The 16,176-nt window shown below is 63.7% G+C and carries 14 protein-coding genes; 6 read left to right on the top strand and 8 right to left on the bottom strand.

Features of this window, described 5'->3' with window-relative positions:
* Window positions 1-132: 132 nt before the first annotated feature.
* Complete coding sequence (locus AAHB08_RS11845) at window positions 133-1,371, bottom strand: MFS transporter (protein WP_319916990.1); 1,239 nt, start codon at window positions 1,369-1,371, stop codon at window positions 133-135.
* A gap of 167 nt (window positions 1,372-1,538) precedes the next feature.
* Here AAHB08_RS11845 and AAHB08_RS11840 point away from each other — a divergent pair, with 167 nt between their 5' ends.
* Together AAHB08_RS11840 and AAHB08_RS11835 are read left to right on the top strand one after the other, a co-directional pair.
* Window positions 1,539-2,162: a helix-turn-helix transcriptional regulator gene (locus tag AAHB08_RS11840; protein ID WP_139439103.1), complete on the top strand. Its 624-nt coding sequence runs from the start codon at window positions 1,539-1,541 to the stop codon at window positions 2,160-2,162.
* Window positions 2,163-2,472: 310 nt separating this feature from the next.
* Window positions 2,473-2,949: an Lrp/AsnC family transcriptional regulator gene (locus AAHB08_RS11835; RefSeq protein WP_025325819.1), complete on the top strand. Its 477-nt coding sequence runs from the start codon at window positions 2,473-2,475 to the stop codon at window positions 2,947-2,949.
* Between the two features lie 74 nt (window positions 2,950-3,023).
* Here the strand turns inward: AAHB08_RS11835 and AAHB08_RS11830 are convergent, their stop codons facing one another.
* From AAHB08_RS11830 to AAHB08_RS11820, 3 genes are all read right to left on the bottom strand, one after another.
* Entirely contained in the window at window positions 3,024-3,341 is a 318-nt protein-coding gene (locus AAHB08_RS11830; protein ID WP_005324594.1) for a hypothetical protein, read from the bottom strand.
* A gap of 144 nt (window positions 3,342-3,485) precedes the next feature.
* Window positions 3,486-3,716 carry a hypothetical protein gene (locus AAHB08_RS11825; protein WP_139439101.1) on the bottom strand — a complete coding sequence of 77 codons (231 nt, stop codon included), beginning with the start codon at window positions 3,714-3,716 and terminating at the stop codon, window positions 3,486-3,488.
* Between the two features lie 29 nt (window positions 3,717-3,745).
* Entirely contained in the window at window positions 3,746-4,171 is a 426-nt protein-coding gene (locus AAHB08_RS11820) for a MarR family winged helix-turn-helix transcriptional regulator (protein ID WP_162519291.1), read from the bottom strand.
* Window positions 4,172-4,370: 199 nt separating this feature from the next.
* Here AAHB08_RS11820 and AAHB08_RS11815 point away from each other — a divergent pair, with 199 nt between their 5' ends.
* The 3 genes from AAHB08_RS11815 to chrA all read left to right on the top strand — a co-directional run bounded on the left by AAHB08_RS11815 (window position 4,371) and on the right by chrA (window position 7,648).
* Entirely contained in the window at window positions 4,371-5,375 is a 1,005-nt protein-coding gene (locus AAHB08_RS11815; RefSeq protein WP_342059016.1) for an NADP-dependent oxidoreductase, read from the top strand.
* 366 nt (window positions 5,376-5,741) lie between these two features.
* Window positions 5,742-6,176, top strand: a complete 435-nt coding sequence (locus AAHB08_RS11810; RefSeq protein ID WP_139439097.1) for a nucleotide triphosphate diphosphatase NUDT15 — start codon at window positions 5,742-5,744, stop codon at window positions 6,174-6,176.
* Window positions 6,177-6,505: 329 nt separating this feature from the next.
* The gene (gene chrA, locus AAHB08_RS11805) at window positions 6,506-7,648 is read left to right on the top strand and encodes a chromate efflux transporter (protein ID WP_342059015.1); all 1,143 of its coding nucleotides are present in this window, start codon (window positions 6,506-6,508) and stop codon (window positions 7,646-7,648) included.
* Window positions 7,649-7,718: 70 nt separating this feature from the next.
* Here the strand turns inward: chrA and msrB are convergent, their stop codons facing one another.
* The 4 genes from msrB to malQ form a co-directional block, all read right to left on the bottom strand.
* Entirely contained in the window at window positions 7,719-8,111 is a 393-nt protein-coding gene (gene msrB / locus AAHB08_RS11800) for a peptide-methionine (R)-S-oxide reductase MsrB (RefSeq protein WP_106884912.1), read from the bottom strand.
* Window positions 8,112-8,167: 56 nt separating this feature from the next.
* Complete coding sequence (glgX, locus tag AAHB08_RS11795; protein ID WP_342059014.1) at window positions 8,168-10,309, bottom strand: glycogen debranching protein GlgX; 2,142 nt, start codon at window positions 10,307-10,309, stop codon at window positions 8,168-8,170.
* Window positions 10,309-12,486 carry a 1,4-alpha-glucan branching protein GlgB gene (gene glgB, locus AAHB08_RS11790; RefSeq protein ID WP_342059013.1) on the bottom strand — a complete coding sequence of 726 codons (2,178 nt, stop codon included), beginning with the start codon at window positions 12,484-12,486 and terminating at the stop codon, window positions 10,309-10,311. The genes glgX and glgB overlap by 1 nt, the downstream gene beginning before the upstream one ends.
* 82 nt (window positions 12,487-12,568) lie before the next feature.
* Window positions 12,569-14,758 (bottom strand): 4-alpha-glucanotransferase, encoded by a 2,190-nt coding sequence (malQ, locus tag AAHB08_RS11785; protein WP_342059012.1) that lies wholly within the window; start codon window positions 14,756-14,758, stop codon window positions 12,569-12,571.
* Window positions 14,759-15,103: 345 nt separating this feature from the next.
* Here malQ and gap point away from each other — a divergent pair, with 345 nt between their 5' ends.
* Window positions 15,104-16,099: a type I glyceraldehyde-3-phosphate dehydrogenase gene (gene gap, locus AAHB08_RS11780; protein ID WP_139439088.1), complete on the top strand. Its 996-nt coding sequence runs from the start codon at window positions 15,104-15,106 to the stop codon at window positions 16,097-16,099.
* The last annotated feature ends 77 nt before the right edge of the window (window positions 16,100-16,176 follow it).

Genomic DNA, 16,176 nt, shown 5'->3' with positions numbered 1-16,176 from the left:
AGGCCTGTGCTGGCCAGGTTCGCCGGGCGACGGAGTAAAAGGGGACAAAGAGCCATACCGTCCCAAACTCGGCGCCGGGATGCAAGCCCCGCCTGCCACTCCGGCGCCAATCTGTGATCCCCTCGCCCTTCGTCAGCCCGGCTCGGCGCAGGCGGCCACGGCGCTTCGCCTGTCCGCCCGTCTGCGCAACCCGTAGAAACCGAGGGCGCAGATCACGCCGCAGAGCGCCGCCAGATAGAAGGGCCACTCGGTGCCTGCCAGCAGCGCCAGGCTGCCGAGCACCACCGCCAGGATCTCGCTGCCCACCGCCAGGCCGCGATAGATCCCCATCGCCTGCCCCTGCTGGCTGGCATGGCTGCGGTTGGAGATGGCCACCGAGGTGGCGAGCTCCCCCAGGCTCATGCCGATGCCGGCCGGAATGAAGGTGAGCGCCAGCCCCCACCACTGGGTCGGCAGGATGAACATCAGCATGCCCGCCGCCATCACCAGATGTCCGACGATGCCGAGGGAGCTGCCGCGCCAGTGGCGGGCCAACTGCTCCCCGAGCCAGGAACCCAGCATCATGGGCACGCTCACCAGCACGGCGGCCTGGGCCAGCTGCACCGGATCCCAGGAGAGCCGCTCCACCAGCCAGACGTTGAAGTAGGTGAAGTAGAGCTGCACCGCCCCGTAGCTGAGCAGGGTCAGTACGAAGTAGGGCAGGAGGCGGGGCTGCAACAGCAACTGCCGGGTCGAGAGGGAAGCCAGCTCCTGCTCGGCCGGTACCGGCGGCCGGTTGGGCAACAGCCAGAGCACCAGCAGCAGGTTGCCCGCCGTCATGGCCACCGCCAGCCAGGCCGCCAGGCTGTAATCCCCCGACACCACGGCCGCATAGCCCCCTATCATGGGGCCCAGCACCCAACCCAGGTTCATGCCGATGTTGATGCGGGCGAAGTTGCGCGCCTTGGTTTTGGCGGTGCTCATGTCCGCCGCCATGGCCTGGACGATGGCGATGTCGCCGTTGAAGAAGCCCTCCACCACCCGGCTCAGCAGCAAGAGCGGCAGGGAGCGCCAGGCGATCCCCAGGGCCATCAGCACATAACCCGCCAGCACCCCGACCAGGCAGAGGGTCAGCACCGGCTTGCGGCCATGGCGATCCGACAGCTTGCCCAGCCAGGGGGCCCCCAGCAGTTGAAACAGCGGATAGAGCCCCATGATGACCCCGAGCCACAGCTTGCGGCTCCAGTCAGACGCCTCGGGCGTCAACATGCCCTGGGCCGGATCCAGCATCAGCGGCGCCAGCACCGGCGAGGGCAGGCTGAAGCCCGCCACCGCCAGGGTCACCGTCATCACCAATACCCAGAGGGTCGCCTGTCCCTTGATCCCTTCCATCTTCGCCTCATTAAATAAAGTCATTGGTTTATTTATACTGCGAAGGGAACGGCATTAAGTAAAGTGAATTATTGATTTAAATGAGGCCGCTGCCCATAATGACCCTATCAACGCCAGTGCCGCCCTGGCTTTCCCGCAGCGAATGCCTGTCGATAACGAGATCCCCCATGAACGCCAGTACCGACAAGATCCTCTACCTGCTTAAGACTCACGGCCCCCAGAGTGCCGCCGCGCTGGGGGAGCAGTTGCAGATGACCTCCATGGGCGCCCGCCAGCATCTGACGGCGCTGGAGGCCGACGGCTGGGTGGGCTTTAGCGACGAGGCGCGGGGCCGCGGTCGCCCGATACGGCTCTGGCACCTGACCGAGCAGGCCTGGCAGCGCTTCCCCGACACCCACAGCGAGCTGACCCTGCAGCTCATCGACGACGTGCAGCAGCTGTTTGGCGAGAGCGGCCTGGATCAACTGATCGCACGGCGGGAGCAGCAGATGCTGAGCCGCTATCAGGCCAGGCTGACCCAGCCGGCGCTGGCGGATCGGCTGACCGCGCTCAAGGAGCTGCGCAGCCGGGAGGGCTATATGGCGGACATGAGCCAGGAGGAGGATGGCAGCTGGCTATGGTGGGAGAGTCACTGCCCCATCTGCGCCGCGGCGCGGGCCTGCCGGGGCTTTTGCCGGAGCGAGCTGGCGCTGTTTCGCCAGTTGCTGGCACCGGCCGGGGTGGAGCGGGAGCAGTACCTGCTGGAGGGGGACAGGCGCTGCCTCTATCGCATCCGGCCGCCGCAGGCCTGAGGATGCCGGCGCGCAAAAACAACAAAGCAGGCGCCGGGATGCCTGCTTTGTTGCCTTCGGGGAGGGGATGCTCTCGTTCCAGCCCGTCGTTTCCCGATAAGGTCGGACGGCTGATGGGGTTGTTGACCCGGTAAGGTCCTTCACCACAGAGGCCTGGTCGGGCATCTGTCTTGCCACCGGAAGATGAAACCATGGTACTCCTACCGGTGCGGTGAGTGGTTGTGAAGTAGTAGGTATTTTCAGTTGTTTTTGCAATAGTTCACCCTTAATCTAGGAAAAGTGAATCAGTAATTGCAACGAGGAACGGAGAATGCTGAAACTTGATCGCATAGACAGGCATATTCTGGAGTTGATGCAGGAGAATGGCCGCATCAGCAACCTGGAGCTGGCCGAACTGGTCGGGCTCTCCCCCTCCCCCTGCTCGCGCCGGGTCAAGGCGCTGGAGGATGCCGGTCTCATCGATACCCACGTCACCCTGCTCAACGCCCGCCAGCTGGGGCTCACCCTCACCGCCTACATTCACATCTCCATGGACAGGCACACCCCCGAGCGGTTCGAAAACTTCGATCGGGCCATCCAGGATCTGCCCGAGGTGCTGGAGTGCGACCTCATCACCGGCAACGACGCCGACTACCAGCTCAAGGTGGTGGTACGGGACATGGAGCACTACCAGCACTTCCTGCTGGACAAGCTGACCCACATCTCCGGGGTGACCGGGGTGCGCTCCAGCTTCGTGCTGCGCCGCATCAAGCACAAGACGGCGCTACCCCTCAACCACCTGGGCTGAGGGCCAGAGGCACAAAAAGCAAGAGGAGGCCCAGGCCTCCTCTTTGTATCTTGTGTCACCGGGAACTGACCGGATCAGACGCCGACCTGGCTGACGTCCTGCACCTGCAACAACCAGCCGGCCTGCTCCTGCTGGGGTTCGCCGCTCAGTCGCAACCGCTCCCCCTCTGACACCCACTGCCCCTCGGGCAGGGAGACCAGCAGACTCTCGCTGCCGTTATCGAACACCCAGCGATCTTCGCCAAGCGACTCAATCAGATAACCTTCCATCTCCACTCTGGACTCGGCTTGCCAGGACGGCGCAACGGAATCACGGCTCTCGATGAAATCCCCCTGAACACCAAAACTGGCCAGCCCCCACAGAATGGAGAGCCCGACGATGGATGACTGCATCTCTCTCTCCTCTCATGAAACTGTGGGGCCAGTATGGAAAGGGAAGCATGAGTGCACCATGAACAAGGCCGCAAAGTGCAGGCTAGATCGCGAAAAAAACCGGCCAAGGGGCCGGTTGTGTCATTTTATGGCGTCTGGATCACACTATTTGGCGGCTTCCTCTGCCATTCGAACCGACCTTGGCTTATTCGTCCACATGGCCAGGCCGCGGTGATCCGCGCAGATCCCCTCCTCGCTGATGGCCCTGACCCTGACGCCATCCTTGCAGAGGGCCTGCCAGGCATCCGCATCATCGATCCGCAACTCGGACGGGGGCTGGGTGCCGCCGGCGCAGCCACCGAGCAGCAGAACAAGCAAGGGTAACCAGGGTTTCATCGGATGACTCCAGGCAAGAGGAAGAGGATTCAGCGCCCGAGCTGGGCCGCCACGCGATCGCAGAGTCGCTTGAGCTCGGCCAGCTCGGCATCGGCCAGATCCACTTGATTGCGCAAGTTGTCCGCCAGACAGCACTCCCTGACCCCCTGCTGCAGCTGGCGCCCCGCCTCGGTCAGGCGGATGCATTTTTGCCGCTCGTCTTCGCTGGAGACGGTGCGGGTCAGCCAGCCCTTGCTCTCCAGCCGCTTGACGATGGGGGTCAGGGTGCCCGCGTCCAGCCCTGTCTCCTGGCCAATCTCCTTGAGGCTGACCTCGTCCCGCGCCCAGAGCGACAGCATCACCAGGTACTGGGTGTAGGTGAGATCCAGCTTGTCCAGCAGCGGCCGATAGGCGCGCATCACCGCATTGGAGGCGCTGTAGAGGGCAAAACAGACCTGCTTTTTCAATTCACTCATGGGGCACCTCGCTGACGACTGGGGCCAGTATACCCCAGGACAACTGACGCCTGAATAATTTGCACACAAAACAGTTGTCACCCCCTCTTTTCGGGATTAACCTGATTTTAGTTTGCACACAAACAGAATGCCCGAGCCGTTGCCTCCGCCCCCAGGCTGGCGCGGCGTCGACAACCCCCTACCCCGCTGGAGAACGACCATGACCCCGATCAGCCATCAGATCCAACTGCTGCGCCGCCCCACCGGCCTCCCCACCCCGGACGATTTCGCCCTCAGGGAAGTGCCCCTGCCCGCCCTGCAGGAGGGCGAGGTGCTGGTGACCAACCAGTGGCTGTCGGTGGACCCTTACATGCGCGGTCGCATGAGCGAGGCCAAGAGCTATGTGTCCCCCTTCCCCCTCAACGGCCCCCTCGACGGCGGCGCCATCGGCACCGTGCAGGCCTCCCGTCACCCCGACTTCAAGGTGGGTGACCAGGTGAGCAGCATGCTGGGCTGGCGGGATGCCTTCGTCGCCAAGGGGGAGCAGCTGACCCGGTTGCCCGCCACGGCGCTGCCGTCCCAGCTCTTCCTCGGCGCCCTCGGCATGCCAGGCATGACCGCCTGGGCGGGCTTGCACAAGGTCGCCCGCCTGCAGGCCGGTGAGACCCTGCTGGTCTCGGCCGCCTCGGGCGCGGTCGGCACCATGGCGGTACAGCTCGCCAAGCGGGCCGGTGCCCGGGTGATCGGCTCCACCGGCTCGGCCGACAAGGTCGCCTACCTCAAGACGCTCGGTGCGGATGCGGTGATCAACTACAGGGAGACGCCGGATCTCGACGCCGAGCTGGCCCGCCTCGCCCCGGCAGGCATCCAGGTCTACTTCGAGAACGTGGGGGGCGCCATGCTGGACGCGGCCCTCAACCACATGGCGCTGCACGGGCGCATCGTCCTGTGCGGCCTCATCGAGCAGTACAACAGCAATGGCCAGGGGAGCGGCCCGCGCAACCTCTCCCAGATGATCCGCAAACGCCTCCTGATGCAGGGGCTGCTGGTCTCCGATCACTGGCAGCACTACGGGGAGTTCCTGGCCGAGGCCATCCCCGCCTTCGAGGCCGGCGCCCTGCAGGCCGAGGAGACCATCAGCGAGGGGCTGGCCAGCATGCCGCAGGCCTTTATCGGGCTGTTCGAGGGCCGCAACACCGGCAAGATGCTGGTCAGGCTGGGCTGACAAGCGGCCTGCCCTGGCCCTTATCGACGATGACAAGCCGATGGGCATAGCGCCGGCAAGAGGCCGATCTGGCTGGGCTGACGGCCAGCCACGCACCGGGGAGCCTCATTCCCCGTTTCTACCATCTGCTTGGCAGATGCGATTAGCGATAGCCATCTGATTGGCAGATAGAGAAACGGCAAGCTCCCGCGCCCTCGGGCTCCTCCAGCGGCGACTTGCGAAACGGGCCCATCCGTCCTAAGGTGGGCCCGTTTTTTATGGTGCCATGCCGGGTCGGCAGGGTGCCCTGCCCATCCCTGCCACGTCTTGTCCCGGCGTCGGTGGTCGATGCCCCTCGTCGCGCAGCCACAGCAAGGAGCTCTTCTTATGTCCACTCCCTATCCCCGCGTCGGGGTCGGTGTCATCCTCGTCAACCATCAGGGCCAGGTGCTGCTCGGCAAGCGCAAAGGCAGCCACGCCCCCTACTGGTCCATCGCCGGCGGCCATCTGGAGCTTGGCGAGAGCTTCGAGTCGGCGGCGATCCGGGAGGTGGCCGAGGAGACGGGTTTTCTCATCACCAACCCCAGCGTCATCGCCGTCACCAACAACCTGGAGACCTGGCGCGAGAGCGGGCTGCACTACATCTCTGTCACCCTGCTGGCCGAGGTGGAAGGGGAGCCGCAACTGCTGGAGCCTGAGAAGTGCGAGGGCTGGGTCTGGTGCGATCCCCGCGCGCTGCCCGAGCCCCACTTCGATGCCAGCCGCCAGTCCATCGCCTGCTGGCTGGCGGGGCGCTGCTATCTGCCTCAGCCGACAGCGTGACCATCGCTTGCCAGCTGGCTGGTCGCTGTTACTTGCCACAACCAGACCAGCCGACCTAATCCCCATCCCCTGCTGGCTGGCGGGACGCTGCTATCTGCCGCAGTCTGTAACGTAAAAGCCGCCATCTGCCGCAACCAGGCCAGCCGACCTAATCCCCATCCCCTGCCGGCTGGCGGGACGCTGCCATCTGCCTCAGCCGACAGAATGACCATCCCCTACTGGCTGGCTCGCGGCTAATTGCCACAGCCACACCAGCGCGAATTGTCATAAAAAAGTCATCGCTTTGTCATATCATCCCGCCCATCAACGATGACAACGGGGAGTGAGTGGTGGGACAGGTATTCCTTCAATTTCTGTGGCTCGGCTGCATCAGTTTCGGCGGGCCGGCCGCCCATATCGGCTACTTCCAGCGCACCTTCGTCCAGCGGCTGGGCTGGCTGAGCCAGGCCGAGTTTGCCCAGTTGCTGGCCCTGTGCCAGCTGTTGCCGGGACCCGCCTCCAGCCAGCTCGGCTTCGCCATCGGCCGCCAGCGGGCCGGCCTTGGGGGCGCGCTCGCCGCCTTTGCCGGCTTCACCCTGCCCTCCTTCCTGCTGTTGCTGGCCGCCGCCATCGGCCTCGGGCAGCTCGGCAACAACCTCTGGCTGGATGCCGCCCTGCACGGCCTCAAGCTGCTGGCGCTGGTGGTGGTGGCCGATGCGGTGCTCACCATGAGCCGCCAGTTCTGCAAGACGGCGCTGCAACAGGGAGTCATGGTGGCGACCGCCGCCGCCCTCTGGTGGCAGCCTGGCCTGCTGACCCAGCTGGGCATGTTGCTGGGGGCAGCCCTGCTCTGCGCCTACCGTGAGCAGAGCGAGCCGGCGCAGGCCCCCTCAGAGGATCTGACTCGCCAACCCCACTGGCCGACCCTGCTGCTGTTTGCCCTGCTGTTTGTCGGCCTGCCGCTGCTGGCCCAGGGCCCCGCCAGCCAGCTGGTCGCCGACTTCTATCGGGCGGGCAGTCTGGTGTTCGGCGGCGGTCACGTGGTGCTGCCCCTGTTGCAGGAGAGCGTCGGCCACAGCCTCAGCGAGCAGCAGTTCCTGACCGGCTATGGCCTGGCCCAGCTGGTGCCCGGCCCCATGTTCACCCTGGCCACTTACCTGGGCGCCCAGCTGCTGCCTGCCGCGCCACTGGCGGGCGCCCTGCTGGCAACGCTCGCACTATTTTTGCCGGGATTCTTGCTGCTCTGGGCCCTGGGTCCCTGCTGGCAGCGCTGGCTGGCCCACCCCAGGCTGGCGGGAGCCGTGGCCGGCATCAACGCCGCCGTGGTGGGGCTGCTGCTGGCCGCCCTCTATCAGCCGGTGTGGCAGAGCGCCGTGCTGGCCCCGACCGATCTGGCGCTGGCCGCCATCGGCTTCTATCTGCTGCGCGTCATCAGGCTGCCCATACTGGCGCTCTCCGCCCTGCTGGTGGGGGCCAGCCTGCTGCCGATCTGAGGGTCAACCAGGACCCCATAAAAAATGGCGCCTCCGCAAGCGGAGGCGCCATTTTTCATTTCCAAAGCTTTCAGGCGTCTGTATCGGGCTCGAACTCCAGGCTCAGGCTGTTGACGCAGTAGCGCTGGCCTGTCTCGGTCGGCCCGTCCGGGAAGACGTGACCCAGGTGGGAGCCGCACTGGCTGCAGGTGATCTCCACCCTTGCCATGCCGTGGCTGCGATCCTCTGTGTAGGTCACTGTCCCCTCGATGGCCCGATCGAAGGAGGGCCAGCCGCAGCCGGAGTCAAACTTGGCATCCGCATGGAACAGTACGCTCTTGCAGCAGACGCAGAGGTAGTCCCCGCTCTTGCGATTGTGCAGCAGGGCGCCGCTGTAGGGGCGCTCTGTGCCCTTCTCCCAGCAAACGTGAAACTGCTCGGCACTCAACTTGCTGCGCCACTGCTCGGGATTGTTGCCCTTCATACTGACTCCTTGCCTTTTATCACGGCGCCCAGCATACCCACTCGGACGCCCCGACTCTACCCCGCCAGCGGGAACTGTGATCCCGTTGGCAACACGGCGGCAACATCCGGCGTGGCGACCACCCCTTCCTTGGCCAGCGCCACCGCCGGCAGCGCAACCCGCTCCAGCAATTTGAGGGAGTGGGCGCGCCCCACCGCCACCTGCCGCTTGATGTCGTCAGGCAGGAAGGGCAGGCCGTCGTTGGTGGCCGTGTCTATGGTCTGGATCCACTCCAGCCCTTCTCCCGGCGGCGGCAGGCGGAACTGGATGTCGTAGTCGCTGGCGTTGAACAGCACGTACCAGCGCTCCCCGCCGCACGTCAGCATGCCGATGTCCATGGCGAACGCCTGCCCCATGGGGGCGTGCCAGTCCTGATCGGTGAGCTGATGGCCATCGGGGTGATACCAGTTGACCCTGTGGCAGCTGGTCGCCTTGCCATTCCACTCATCGTCGCTCAGTTGCAGGTTGGCGAAGACCCCGGACTCCGCCCGCAGCGCCATCATCTGGCGGGTGAAGGCGAGCAGCCGTTCATCCTCGGGGCGCAACTGCCAGTTGACCCAGCTGATCTGGTTGTCCTGGCAATAGGCGTTGTTGTTGCCGAGCTGGCTGCGGCCCATCTCGTCCCCGGCCAGGAAGTGCGGTGTGCCCTGGGAGAGCAGCAGGGTGGCGATCAGGTTGCGCTTCTGCTGCTGGCGCAGGTTGTTCACCCTGGGGTCCAGGGTCGGCCCCTCCACCCCGTGGTTGTAGGAGAGGTTGTTGCCGTGGCCATCTCTGTTGTCTTCACCGTTGGCCTGGTTGTGGCGCTGGTTGTAGGAGACCAGATCCTCCAGGGTGAAGCCGTCGTGATAGCAGAGGTAGTTGACGCTGGTGTGGGGGGAGCGCCAGTTCTTCGGGAAGAGATCCCGCGACCCCGCCAGCCGGGTGGCGAAGTCCCCCATCTTGCCCGCGTCACCGCGCCAGAAGGCGCGTACCGTGTCGCGATAGCGGTCGTTGATCTCCAGCCACTGGCTCGGGAACTGGCCCAGGCGATAGCCGAAGGGGCCTATGTCCCAGGGCTCGGCGATGAGCCTGACCCGCGCCAGCACGGGATCTGCCAGCAGGGCCTTGAAGAAGGCGCTCATGGGATCGAACTCCCCCGCCTCCCGCGCCAGGGTGACCGCCAGATCGAAGCGGAAACCGTCCACCTGCATCTCGGTGACCCAGTAGCGCAGGGCGTCGAGCACCAGTCGCAGGCTGTTGGGGTGATCCAGGTTGACGCTGTTGCCACAGCCGGTGACGTTGGCGTGGCGCTGGTAGTCCGGGCCGTGGGCCCCCGATTCGAAGGCGTAGTAGCCGGCGTTGTCGAACCCCTTGAGAGAGAGCATGGGGCCGTCGGCACCGGACTCGGCGGTGTGGTTGTAGACCACGTCCAGTATCACCTCGAGCCCGACCCGGTGCAGCTCGCGCACCATGGTCTTGAACTCGGTCACCGCCTCTCCCGCCCCGTAGCGCGGCTCGGGGGCGAAGAAGGCGATGGGGTTGTAGCCCCAGTAGTTGGTCAGCCCAAGCTGCTCTAGCCTGGGCTCCGACATGAAGGCGGCCACCGGCATCAGCTGCACCGAAGTGACCCCGAGAGAGAGCAGGTGTTCGATCATCAGCGGATGGCTGATGCCGAGGTAGGTGCCCCGCAGCGCCTCGGGCACCCCGGGGTGCTGGCGGGTGAAGCCCTTGACGTGGGTCTCGTAGAGCACCACCCGCTCGGGGGGGATGGCAGGCTTGCCGACGCCCTGCCAGTCGAAGGCGTCGTCCACCACCACCGACTTGGCCACCATGGCGGCGCTGTCCCCCTGATAGAGGTCGTCATCCCAACGGGTCGCCCGGCTGAGCGCCCTGGCATAGGGGTCGATCAGCAGCTTGTCCGGGTCGAATAGCATCCCCTCCTGGGGCGTGCCATGGACCCGATAGCCGTAACGCTGACCTGCCCGCACCCCGCGCACATAGCCGAATCTGTATTGGCCGCGCCGACCGGGCAGGGCCAGCCGGACCAGCTCCTGCTCCTGTTCGTCGAACAGGCAGAGCTCCACCTTGTCCGATTGGGGGGCCCAGACGCAGAAGTGGCAGCCCGCCTCGTCGAGCCGGGCTCCCAGCGGGTAGTCCGCCCCATTTTCCATTACAAACATCAGGACTCCTGTTTGATGAACAAGGTCGCGAGCGGCGGCAAGTCCAGCACTATGCTGTGCGCCATCCCCTGCCAGGGGGTCGCCTCGGCGACTAGGGTCAAACCCACATCATAGTTGCTGCCCCAGTAATGCTCACTGTCGGTGTTGAGCACCACGGCATAGCGGCCTGCCGCCGGCACCCCGAGGCGATAGGCGAGGCGCGGCACCGGGGTGAAGTTGGAGGCGATCACCACAGGATTGGCCCCCTGCCTGTCGGCCCGCAGCCAGGCGAAGATGCTGTTGTCGGCGTCGTTGTGATCCAGCCAGCGGAAGCCGCTCTGCTCATAATCCGCCTGATACAAGGCAGCTTCATGACGATAGAGCCGGTTGAGATCCCGGATCAGCCGTTGCTGGCCGCCGTGCTTGGGGAATTGCAGCAGGTGCCAGGGCAGCTGGGCATCGTGATTCCACTCGTTGCTCTGGGCGATTTCGGTACCCATGAAGTTGAGCTTCTTGCCCGGATGGCCATACATGAAGCCCATGTAGGCCCGCAGGTTCGCGGCCTGCTGCCACTCGTCACCGGGCATCTTGTAGAGCAGGGAGTGCTTGCCGTGCACCACCTCGTCGTGGGACAGGGCCAGGATGAAGTTCTCGTCATAGTGATAGACCATGGAGAAGGTCATCTCGTTGTGGTGATAGCGGCGGTGGATCGGCTCCTTCTGCATGTAGCTCAGGGTGTCGTGCATCCAGCCCATATTCCACTTGAAACCAAACCCAAGGCCGCCGAGGAAGGTGGGACGGGAGACCCCAGCGAAGGCGGTGGACTCCTCGGCTATGGTCATGGCGTGGGGATATTTGCCGTAGACCTCCTCGTTGGTCCACTTGAGCAGGCTGATCGCCTCGTAGTTGTGGTTGCCCCCGTCGACGTTCGGCACCCACTCACCGGCGTTGCGGGAATAGTCCAGATAGAGCATGGAGGCCACCGCATCCACCCGCAGGCCGTCGATGTGGAACTTGTCGAGCCAGAACAGGGCGCTCGCCACCAGGAACTGGCGCACGTTGTTGCGGCCAAAATCGTAGATGTAGGAGTTCCAGTCCGGGTGCCAGCCACGACGCGGATCCTCGTACTCGTAGAGCGGGGTGCCGTCGAAGCGGGCGAGGCCGTGGGCATCGGACGGGAAGTGAGCCGGCACCCAGTCGAGGATGACGCCTATGCCGGCCTGGTGGCAGGCGTCGACGAAATGCTTGAAGTCATCGGCACTGCCGTAGCGACTGGTGGGGGAGAACATGCCCACCGGCTGGTAGCCCCAGGAGCCGCTGAAGGGGTGCTCGGAGACCGGCATCAGCTCGATGTGGGTGTACCCCATCTCGGTGACGTAGTTGACCAGCTCCACCGCCAGCTCGCGCCAGTTCAGGCTGTCGCCGTTGGGGTGACGCTTCCAGGAGCCCACGTGCAGCTCGTAGATGGAGAGCGGCTGCTCCCGCTTGTCGTTGCGCTGGCTCTCGCGCCAGGCGGCATCCTGCCACTGGTACTGCTCGTGGTCGTGGATGACGGAGGCGAACGACGGATACTGCTCGCAGTAGAAACCCACGGGATCGCTCTTGTGGGGCAGGCGGTTGCCCATGGGGTCTTTGAGCTCGAACTTGTAGCGATCCCCGGCCTTGAGGCCTGGCACGAACAGCACCCAGTGGCCGCACTGGCTGCGCTGCATGGGGTGGCGACGGCCATCCCAGAAGTTGAAATCGCCGATCAGGCTCACCGCCGTGGCGCTCGGCGCATAGACGGCGAAGCGCACCCCTGCCACCCGCTGGCCGAGATGCTCCACGGTGCGCAGCTGGGCACCCAGGGTGTGGTAGAGGTTTTCCGGCTGGAAGCTCAGCTCGGCCAGGCCTTCCCAGGCGGCAGCCTGGAACTGGTAAGGGTCGATGGATTCGGCACTGGCATCGGGGTAGCTGGCGATCAGCTGATAGGGGAAGGGATTCTTGCGGCGAGTGAAAACAGTTTCAAAAAGGCCCGCTTCGTCGGCGGAGGTCAGGGTGGCAACTATCTTGCCTGACTTGAGGTCCCTGACCCGGACCTCGAGCGCATCGGGCAACCAGGCCGTCAGTTTCAGGCCTGGCCCATCCGGATTGGCCAGCAGGCCTAGATGGGAGAAGGGATCGGCACAGCGGGCGGCAACCAAACGTTCAACGGGCATCGACATTTCCTTTCATGGCTGAACATCCGCTCCGGCCTGGGCCGAAGCGGATGAAAGTGAGTCACATGTTGACAGCAGGGGCTCAACGACTGGCCTCGTCACGGGCCTGGCTCATCTTGCCCGCCAGCGCCTTGAGCGCCTCATCGGCAAAAATATCTTCCAGATCCGTTGAAAGCTTGCGACGCCAGTTCGGGTATTCGTAACTGGTGCCCGGCACGTTGACCGGCTTGTCCATCTCCAGCCAGTCTTCCAGCTGGGTGCTGAACAGGGCACAGCTGCCGCGGGACATGTGCAGTTGCAGGCCATGGTTGAGTTCGGTGTTCATCCCGACCCAGTTCACGTCATGGCTGATGTTGCCAGAGATGACCCCATGGGCATGCAGGCTGTCAAGGATCCGCTGCTTGGCCTGGTGGCGATCAGCATACAGGGTCTTGAGTACCTCTTCATCCGGGTACAGGCCCAGCTCGCGACCCAGCGCCAGATCGTCGCAATGCCAGAAGCCCTTCAGGGTCGGCATGTCGTGGGTGGTCAGGGCCGACATCGCCTGCTCGGTGTAGTGCGCCGGGGAGATGAAGCCGCCATCGTCCTTGGAGCGTTCGAAGAAGAACACCTTGTAGGAGTGGACCCCGTTCTCTTTGAGGGTCACGTCTATGCCTTCCGGCACAGTGCCGAGATCCTCGCCGATCAGCAGGCACTGGTTGCGGTGGGACTCGAGGGCAAGTATCCCCAGCAGATCGTTGACCGGATAGTAGATGTAGGCGCCCTTGGCGGCGGACGCTCCGGGCGGAACCCACCACAGCCGCAGCAAGGCCATCACGTGATCGATGCGCAGCGCGCCGCAGGCACGCATGTTGGCGCGGAACAGATCCACCATGGGCTGATAGGCCGCCTCGAACAGCTGGTTCGGGTTCATGGGGGGCAGGCCCCAGTTCTGGCCGAGGGGGCCCAGTATGTCGGGGGGAGCACCGACCGAGGCTTTCGGGCAGTAGAGATCCCGGTTGGCCCAGATCTCGGTGGAGCCTTCGGAGACGCCCACCGCCAGATCCCGGTAGATCCCCATCACCATGCCGGCCGCCTTGGCGCGGGCATCGGCTTGTGCCAGCTGCTCATCGGCCAGGAACTGCAGATAGAGGTAGAAATTCACATCCTGGCGGTGCTCCTTCATCCAGGCCGCCACTTCCGGGTTGTGGTAATCGCGGAAGGCATCCGGCCAGACCGGCCAGCCCCAGGCGTTCTCACCCTTGCCATAGAAGTGGGCCTGCAGGGCATCGAAGGCGGCCTGCTGTTGCAGGCTGTCGCCACCGGCGGCCACGAAGGCATCGAACGCAGCCTGACGCTCGGCGCCGAGCCTGGCCTCATCGAACACCTGACGCAGCATCCCGATCTTGGTCTCGATGACGCCGGTGTAATCCACGTTCTCCTTGGCCCGCAGGGAGGCCAGATGCTGCTGGAAGGCCGGGCTCGCCACATCGGCCTTGAGCCGATCGTTGGCGATAAACTCGGGCACGGCTTCCACGTTGATGTAGGCCACGTTGAGCCAGCGACGGGAAGAGGGGCTGTAGGGGCTGGCACTCTCGGGGTTGGCCGGATAGAGGGCGTGGATGGGGTTCAGCCCCACGAAGTGGGCGCCCCAGGCGGCGGCCTTCTCGACCAGCTGGCCGAGGTCGCTGAAATCACCTATGCCCCAGTTGTGGCGGCTGCGCAGGCAGTAGAGCTGCACGCTCGGACCCCACACCTTGCGGCCGTTGGCAATCGGCGCCTGCTTGTAGCAGGACTTGGGGGCGACGATGAGGCGCATGGTGGCGAGCGGCTCGTCGTTGCCCTCTTCCAGCAGCACCAACTGGTGATAGCCGAGCTCCGGCTGCACATCCAGCGCGACCCTGTAGGCCTGGCACTCCATCTCTTCGAATTCGGCGACGCCGACCAGTTCCCCTTCGATGGGGGTCAGCTGGCCGGACAACAGGGCACCCTGCTCCAGTTCTATCTGCCAGTGGAGGGCGTCATTGACGAACTCGATGGGCAGACGAACCTCGAGGCTGACGGGATCGCCACTGCGCACTACCATCACGGGATCCAGAGGCCGCAACCAGTGCTGACGGTGCTCCTGCTCCAGCTGCTCGGTCAGGGCGGCCTCGTCGTCGACGCGGTAGCCCATGGCGCCCAGCATGGCGGCCTTGCTCTCTTCGGATACCTGGGCCGGGTGGCCCCAGGCATCAACATACTCACTGGCGATACCTTTGGCGGCAGCCAGCTGTTCAATCAGGGTGGTCATAGTTTGAGAATTCCCGCTGTGGATTCTATCTACACTATTTGTGATTAATTTTTATGGGTGGTACTTGAACAGTGGCTCTTTGGCCATGCTAAACCGCGCACATTTTTACATATCTCCCCGGCCGGATGTGTGACCGGACAGGCACTATTGTTGATCTCTGCGACCGGATCCGCTGATGATGCATTCGACAAAAGTTGGTAGCCAGTTACATAAAACGAAAATAAATTTCACAGTTTTTCATGATATAGCGCAATTTCGCGCAGATTGTTGGTTGACTCACCGGTGAGTTCTAGTAAATTTACAAACGGAATTTTCTTTGACTACTGAACAGTTAGGTAACCAATTATGACTATCAAAGTAGGTATTAACGGTTTTGGCCGTATCGGTCGTTTCGTTTTCCGTCTGGCCGCTGAGCGTGCTGACATCGAAGTGGTTGGTATCAACGATCTGATCGACGTTGACTACATGGCTTACATGCTGAAGTACGACTCCACCCACGGCCGCTTCAAGGGCACCGTTGAAGTCAAAGACGGCAACCTGGTTGTCAACGGCAAAACCGTACGTGTTACCGCTGAACGTGACCCGGCAAACCTGAAATGGGATGCCATCGGTGTTGACGTTGTTGCCGAAGCTACCGGTCTGTTCCTGACCGACGAGACCGCTCGCAAGCACATCGCTGCCGGTGCCAAGAAAGTCGTACTGACCGGTCCGTCCAAAGACGCCACCCCGATGTTCGTCATGGGTGTTAACCAGAACTCCTACGCTGGCCAGGACATCGTTTCCAACGCTTCCTGCACCACCAACTGCCTGGCCCCCATCGCCAAGGTTCTGAACGATACCTTCGGTATCGAATCCGGCCTGATGACCACTGTCCACGCTACCACTGCTACCCAGAAGACCGTTGATGGTCCGTCTGCCAAAGACTGGCGCGGTGGCCGCGGTGCGGCTCAGAACATCATCCCGTCCTCCACCGGTGCTGCCAAGGCTGTTGGCGTGGTCATCCCGGAACTGAACGGCAAGCTGACCGGCATGGCTTTCCGCGTTCCGACTCCGGACGTGTCCGTCGTTGACCTGACCGTCAACCTGAAGAAAGAAGCCTCCTACGCTGAAATCTGCCAGGCCATGAAGGCTGCCTCCGAAGGCGCCATGAAGGGCGTGCTGGGCTACACCGAAGACGAAGTGGTTTCCACCGACTTCCTGGGTGAGCGTCAGACTTCCGTGTTCGATGCCAAGGCTGGTATCCAGCTGAACAAGACCTTCGTGAAAGTCGTCTCCTGGTACGACAACGAAATGGGCTACTCCAGCAAGGTTCTGGACCTGATCGCTCACATCTCCAAGTAATTTGGGATGCGCAATCGCGTAGCTTGAAAAAAGGCGGCCATTGGCCGCCTTTTTGTATTCTGAATCACGGACCCTTT

The sequence above is a fragment of the Aeromonas sp. OTU364 genome, from assembly GCF_038440395.1.
GTDB lineage: Bacteria > Pseudomonadota > Gammaproteobacteria > Enterobacterales > Aeromonadaceae > Aeromonas.
This window is presented reverse-complemented; position numbering and strand designations above follow the sequence as displayed.

Excerpts from the sequence above, each read along its gene's own strand:
- AAHB08_RS11845 (WP_319916990.1), bottom strand. The coding sequence starts at position 1,371 with ATGGAAGGGATCAAGGGACAGGCGACCCTCTGGGTATTGGTGATGACG.
- AAHB08_RS11840 (WP_139439103.1), top strand. The coding sequence starts at position 1,539 with ATGAACGCCAGTACCGACAAGATCCTCTACCTGCTTAAGACTCACGGC.
- AAHB08_RS11835 (WP_025325819.1), top strand. The coding sequence starts at position 2,473 with ATGCTGAAACTTGATCGCATAGACAGGCATATTCTGGAGTTGATGCAG.
- AAHB08_RS11830 (WP_005324594.1), bottom strand. The coding sequence starts at position 3,341 with ATGCAGTCATCCATCGTCGGGCTCTCCATTCTGTGGGGGCTGGCCAGT.
- AAHB08_RS11825 (WP_139439101.1), bottom strand. The coding sequence starts at position 3,716 with ATGAAACCCTGGTTACCCTTGCTTGTTCTGCTGCTCGGTGGCTGCGCC.
- AAHB08_RS11820 (WP_162519291.1), bottom strand. The coding sequence starts at position 4,171 with ATGAGTGAATTGAAAAAGCAGGTCTGTTTTGCCCTCTACAGCGCCTCC.
- AAHB08_RS11815 (WP_342059016.1), top strand. The coding sequence starts at position 4,371 with ATGACCCCGATCAGCCATCAGATCCAACTGCTGCGCCGCCCCACCGGC.
- AAHB08_RS11810 (WP_139439097.1), top strand. The coding sequence starts at position 5,742 with ATGTCCACTCCCTATCCCCGCGTCGGGGTCGGTGTCATCCTCGTCAAC.
- msrB (WP_106884912.1), bottom strand. The coding sequence starts at position 8,111 with ATGAAGGGCAACAATCCCGAGCAGTGGCGCAGCAAGTTGAGTGCCGAG.
- glgX (WP_342059014.1), bottom strand. The coding sequence starts at position 10,309 with ATGTTTGTAATGGAAAATGGGGCGGACTACCCGCTGGGAGCCCGGCTC.
- glgB (WP_342059013.1), bottom strand. The coding sequence starts at position 12,486 with ATGCCCGTTGAACGTTTGGTTGCCGCCCGCTGTGCCGATCCCTTCTCC.
- malQ (WP_342059012.1), bottom strand. The coding sequence starts at position 14,758 with ATGACCACCCTGATTGAACAGCTGGCTGCCGCCAAAGGTATCGCCAGT.
- gap (WP_139439088.1), top strand. The coding sequence starts at position 15,104 with ATGACTATCAAAGTAGGTATTAACGGTTTTGGCCGTATCGGTCGTTTC.